Source organism: Microcoleus sp. A6-C6, assembly GCF_036705955.1.
Classification (GTDB): domain Bacteria; phylum Cyanobacteriota; class Cyanobacteriia; order Cyanobacteriales; family Microcoleaceae; genus Microcoleus.
Genome location: NZ_JAUBVR010000153.1, coordinates 1 through 4,551, shown reverse-complemented (window position 1 = coordinate 4,551; position 4,551 = coordinate 1). Strand labels below are relative to the sequence as shown.

Genomic DNA, 4,551 nt, shown 5'->3' with positions numbered 1-4,551 from the left:
CTATCCTTTCTCTTCGCTGTGCTTATCTCAACGGTCAACTTTCAATTTGATGTATTTGCCAAAGTGAGATGCACCCAACCGGGTTTTATCGAATCTACGGGTTGTAACGAAGTATTGTCGTAAAAACCCGGTTTCTAAACCCCGTAAGTTCTACCTACGAAAGAAACCGGGTTTTTTACCTAGTTTAGGGGTTGTAACGAAGTATTGTCGTAAAAAACCCGGTTTCTGGAGCCTGATGCTCACAACTCAAAACTATCGATCGCCCGCTATCATTTATTCCGCCGCAGCCGATCGCAAATTTGCACTTTCTCAACCGCCAAATATTCCTTAAATTCCGGTTTTTCCATGCCACTGCGCCACATCACCAGAGCATCTTCTCCCGTGTCTTCGTAATATCCTTTCCGCCTTCCTGCTTCTTTAAATCCAAATTTGTTGTACAGCGCCACTGCTGCTAAATTAGACGATCGCACTTCTAAAGTAGCCCGTTCTAACTGTCTGTCACAAGCCGATTTTAGCAACGCCCAAAGCAGAGCTTGTCCCAAACCCCGACCTTGAAATCGCGGATCGATCGCCAAAATGGTAATGTGAGCTTCTTCTAAAATTGCCCACAAACAACCCAAACCAATCAGAGTTGGGGGAATCTGTAGGGGCGGTGCCCCGGTGCCCGCCCGGTTTTGAGGGGAGAAAATATCAAAAGGCTCGTGTTCGCTGTCCAATCTTTCTGAGGCGCAGTCTGCTGTTTCCCATGTCCACAAACCCAATAAATCGCTGTTAGGACTGCCTAACTCGCGCCTGTAGCCTTCGAGCGTCCAAAGTCCGCCAAAACAAAGGCGATCGAGCTCGACCGCACTGTTGAGGTGTTCGGCGGCGATCTGTTTAATTTCTATAAAACGCACGGCAGTAAATTGTACACTAGAAAACAAAGTAGCGATTAGTTTTTTTTTGCTATTGTCGAGTAATTGCTAATCAGTCTCCAAACATTAGTCTACAGCAGCGACTGTTCGCTGCCGGCTAAGGATTTCTGAAAAATCAATAATCACTAAGGATAGTTATTACGCCGATGGTATCTACTCAATCTCTCAGGGTGGAATCTGGACTTCAGTACCTGTCTGAGTCTCAAGAGGCTTTCTCAAGTCGATCGCCCAATCAAGAACTTTTACCGCTGACAGCCCGCGTTAACAGCCGAGATCGGCTGGAAATCGGAGGCTGCGAAGTGACTGCTTTGGTGGAGCAATTTGGCTCGCCACTGTACATTTTAGACGAAGAAACGCTGCGGGCGGCTTGCACCCAGTACAGGGATGCTTTTGCACGTTACTATCCGGGCGAAACTCAAGTGCTCTATGCTTCTAAGGCTTGGAGTTGTTTGGCGGTTTGCGCGATCGCAGCTTCGGAAGGTTTAGGAATAGATGTAGTATCTGCAGGGGAAATCTACACTGCACTACAAGCTGGCGTTAGCCCTGACAAAATCTATTTCCACGGTAACAACAAGTCCCGCGAGGAATTACAGCTAGCTGTCGAAAGTGGCTGCATTACCGTAGCTGACAATTGGCATGATTTAGAGACTCTTTCGGAGTTGGGAAAATTGGGTGTCACCAGTAAAACAGGTGGGCCGATACGAGTTATGGTCAGGTTTACTCCGGGAATTGAGTGTCACACCCACGAGTATATTCAAACCGGCCAAATCGATAGTAAATTTGGCTTCGATCCCAATTCGCTCGATCGAGTCTTTAAGTTCATCAGCGAACAGCCGTCATTATATTGTGTAGGAGTGCACGCTCACATCGGCTCTCAGATTTTTGAACTGCAACCCCACGACGACTTAGCCGAGGTCATAATTAAGGCCTTGACAAAAGCACAAAGTTATGATTTGCCTGCCACAGAAATTAATATTGGCGGCGGGTTGGGCATTCGCTATACTGAGACGGACGATCCTCCTAGCATTGATGATTGGGCTCGGACAATTTGCACCGCAGTGGTAGCAGCTTGCGATCGGCAGCAATTGCCATTACCCAAATTACTTTGCGAACCGGGGCGATCGCTCGTGGGTACAGCCTGCGTCACCGCTTACACCGTAGGCTCTAAAAAAGTAATTCCGGGAATGCGGACGTATTTAGCTGTAGATGGCGGAATGTCGGACAATCCGCGTCCTATTACCTATCAATCAGTGTATCGAATCCTCGCAGCCGGCAAAATGCGCGCTCCCTTAACGGAAACAGTGACAATTGCTGGAAAACACTGCGAGTCAGGCGATGTTCTGATTAAAGATGCTAAATTGCCCGAATGTCAGGCCGGAGATATTCTCGCGGTTACGGCTACAGGAGCATACAATTACAGTATGTCTTCTAACTACAACCGAGTACCCCGACCGGCAGCGGTTTTAGTGAAAAATGGGGAAGTTAACACGATTTTACAGCGGGAAACTTACCAGGATTTGCTGAGGCTCGATCGCCTTCCGGCACGACTCGGAACTCAAAAGTAATACCAATTTCATAAAGTAGCGCTAGATATGACCCCCCCCAACCCCCCCCTTAGTAAGGGGGGGCTAAGACTTCATCAATAGCACATCTTTAGAAAAATGGTATAAGAAGTAAAAAATAAAAAGTAAAGAGTAAAAAGTAAGATAATTCATTGGGATTTCTTGATGGTTGTCTTTTAACTTTTTACTTTTGGCTTGTTTAGTCACGCGATTGGAATAACAACTGTTCATGGTTCACGGGTTCGAGTGCATCACGGTTCGCGGTTCACAGGCGGTAGCGTTCGATGAACCATGAACAATCAACAATCTGGCTATAACTTTGGCCTCGTTGAGTCCTTATTGGTTCAGGCGATCGATATTGGACTGGTATTTACGCTTGCGTATTTGGTGCTCGTCATCGTCGGGGAGCGCCGGACGCTGTGGATGGTACGGGGATTTATTATTTTGATGCTGGCGACGGCACTGAGCAACTGGGCTGGATTGAGGCTGTTACACGTTGCCCTCAACAGCCTGGTGACAGGTTCTGCTGTGGCAATGGCGGTAATATTGCAGTCGGAGTTTCGCCGATTTCTGGAACAATTAGGGCGGGGGGAATTTAGACAATTGTTTGGACGCGATCGCCGACCGACTCCCGCACCGGACAGCGTAATAGATGAAATTGTGGACGCAGTAAAAGAACTTTCGCAAAACCGCACGGGCGCTTTATTAATTGTAGAAACAGATTCTCCGATCGACGATCGGGATTTTTCAGTGCCGGGAGTCAAGCTAAATGCTGAAATCTCTAAGGAATTGTTGCAGACAATCTTTCAGCCGCAAACTTTGCTACACGATGGTGCCGTTTTGATTCGAGCTTCGCGGATCGTGTCGGCGGGGGTAATTTTGCCTTTGTCCGATCGCAGCGCGTCGCGACAGTTGGGAACCCGCCACCGGGCGGCGATGGGGATTACCGAACGGGTGCAAGCTTGCGTCTGCGTCGTGGTGTCCGAGGAAACGGGTTCGATTTCTCTGGCGCATATGGGAATGTTAAATCGACCTTTGACTAGCAGCAAACTTAAGGAATTGCTGGAAGCAAAGCTGTTTCCGTCGGAGGGAGAAAGAGTTGTGGCTCCAATTCCGATCGGCAATTTCGGACGGCAGATAGGATTGAAGGGAGTGACACTGTTAAAGCGGATACTGCGCCGTTAGTCGGGTAATCGGGAGAAACCATGAGTCAAGGAATTTGCTTGGAAAAGCTGCCTGCGGATCTACAAAAAGAACTACTGCCTAAGCACATAGCAGTGATTATGGATGGCAATGGGCGCTGGGCTAAGAATAAGGGGTTGCCGCGGATTGCGGGACACCGCCGGGGGGCTAGCGCCCTGAAAGAATTGTTGCGCTGCTGCAAAGATTGGGGGATTCCAGCTTTAACGGCCTATGCTTTTTCGACGGAGAATTGGGGGCGGCCGGCGGGAGAGGTGGATTTTTTGATGAGTTTGTTTGAGGGCAAGCTGCGACAAGAATTGCGGGAGATGGTTGACGAGGATGTGCAAATTCAATTTATGGGGAATTTGGAGGCTTTGCCGAAGTCTTTGCAGGCGGAAATCGAGCGTTCTGTGACGGCAACTCAGCACAATCGGGGGATTTTGTTTCGGGTGGCGACGAATTATGGCGGCCGCCAGGAAATTGTACAGGCTTGTCGGGCGATCGCCACTCAGGTACAAGAAGGCAAGTTGCAGCCGGAGGAGATTGATGAGGTTTTATTTAAACGCTATTTGTATACTGCTGATGTTTGCGATCCGGATTTGCTGATTCGGACGAGTGGGGAAATGCGGTTGAGCAATTTCTTGCTGTGGCAAATGGCTTATGCGGAAATTTACATTACTGAGACGCTGTGGCCGGATTTTGATCGATCGGAGTTTCACCGCGCTTTGTCTGATTATCAGCAGCGCAGCCGCCGATTTGGCAAAGTGTAACGATTTTGGATTTTAGATTTTAGATTTTTGGTTGATTTGCCGGTTTCTAATTAGGGCTTGCTGAATAATTGATCGCTTTTTGGTGATCGGGAGTGATCGATTATTCAACCAGAGTTAGACATG

General features: G+C 48.3%; 4 protein-coding genes. 3 read left to right on the top strand and 1 reads right to left on the bottom strand.

All coding sequences use genetic code 11. The annotated features are described in order from the left end of the window. Positions 1-269 precede the first annotated feature (269 nt). Positions 270-896, bottom strand: coding sequence for a ribosomal protein S18-alanine N-acetyltransferase (gene rimI, locus QUB52_RS28655; RefSeq protein WP_332975623.1), 627 nt, complete (start codon positions 894-896; stop codon positions 270-272). Between the two features lie 164 nt (positions 897-1,060). Between rimI and lysA the strand changes: the two genes are divergently transcribed. From lysA to QUB52_RS28640, 3 genes are all read left to right on the top strand, one after another. Next, positions 1,061-2,479 carry a diaminopimelate decarboxylase gene (lysA, locus tag QUB52_RS28650; protein ID WP_332975622.1) on the top strand — a complete coding sequence of 473 codons (1,419 nt, stop codon included), beginning with the start codon at positions 1,061-1,063 and terminating at the stop codon, positions 2,477-2,479. A gap of 288 nt (positions 2,480-2,767) precedes the next feature. Next, a complete protein-coding gene (gene cdaA, locus QUB52_RS28645) occupies positions 2,768-3,661 on the top strand; it encodes a diadenylate cyclase CdaA (protein ID WP_265237446.1) in 894 nt (297 codons plus the stop codon). A 20-nt stretch (positions 3,662-3,681) separates the two neighbouring features. Further along, positions 3,682-4,428: an isoprenyl transferase gene (locus QUB52_RS28640; protein WP_332975621.1), complete on the top strand. Its 747-nt coding sequence runs from the start codon at positions 3,682-3,684 to the stop codon at positions 4,426-4,428. The last annotated feature ends 123 nt before the right edge of the window (positions 4,429-4,551 follow it).

Excerpts from the sequence above, each read along its gene's own strand:
- lysA (WP_332975622.1), top strand. The coding sequence starts at position 1,061 with ATGGTATCTACTCAATCTCTCAGGGTGGAATCTGGACTTCAGTACCTG.
- cdaA (WP_265237446.1), top strand. The coding sequence starts at position 2,768 with ATGAACAATCAACAATCTGGCTATAACTTTGGCCTCGTTGAGTCCTTA.
- QUB52_RS28640 (WP_332975621.1), top strand. The coding sequence starts at position 3,682 with ATGAGTCAAGGAATTTGCTTGGAAAAGCTGCCTGCGGATCTACAAAAA.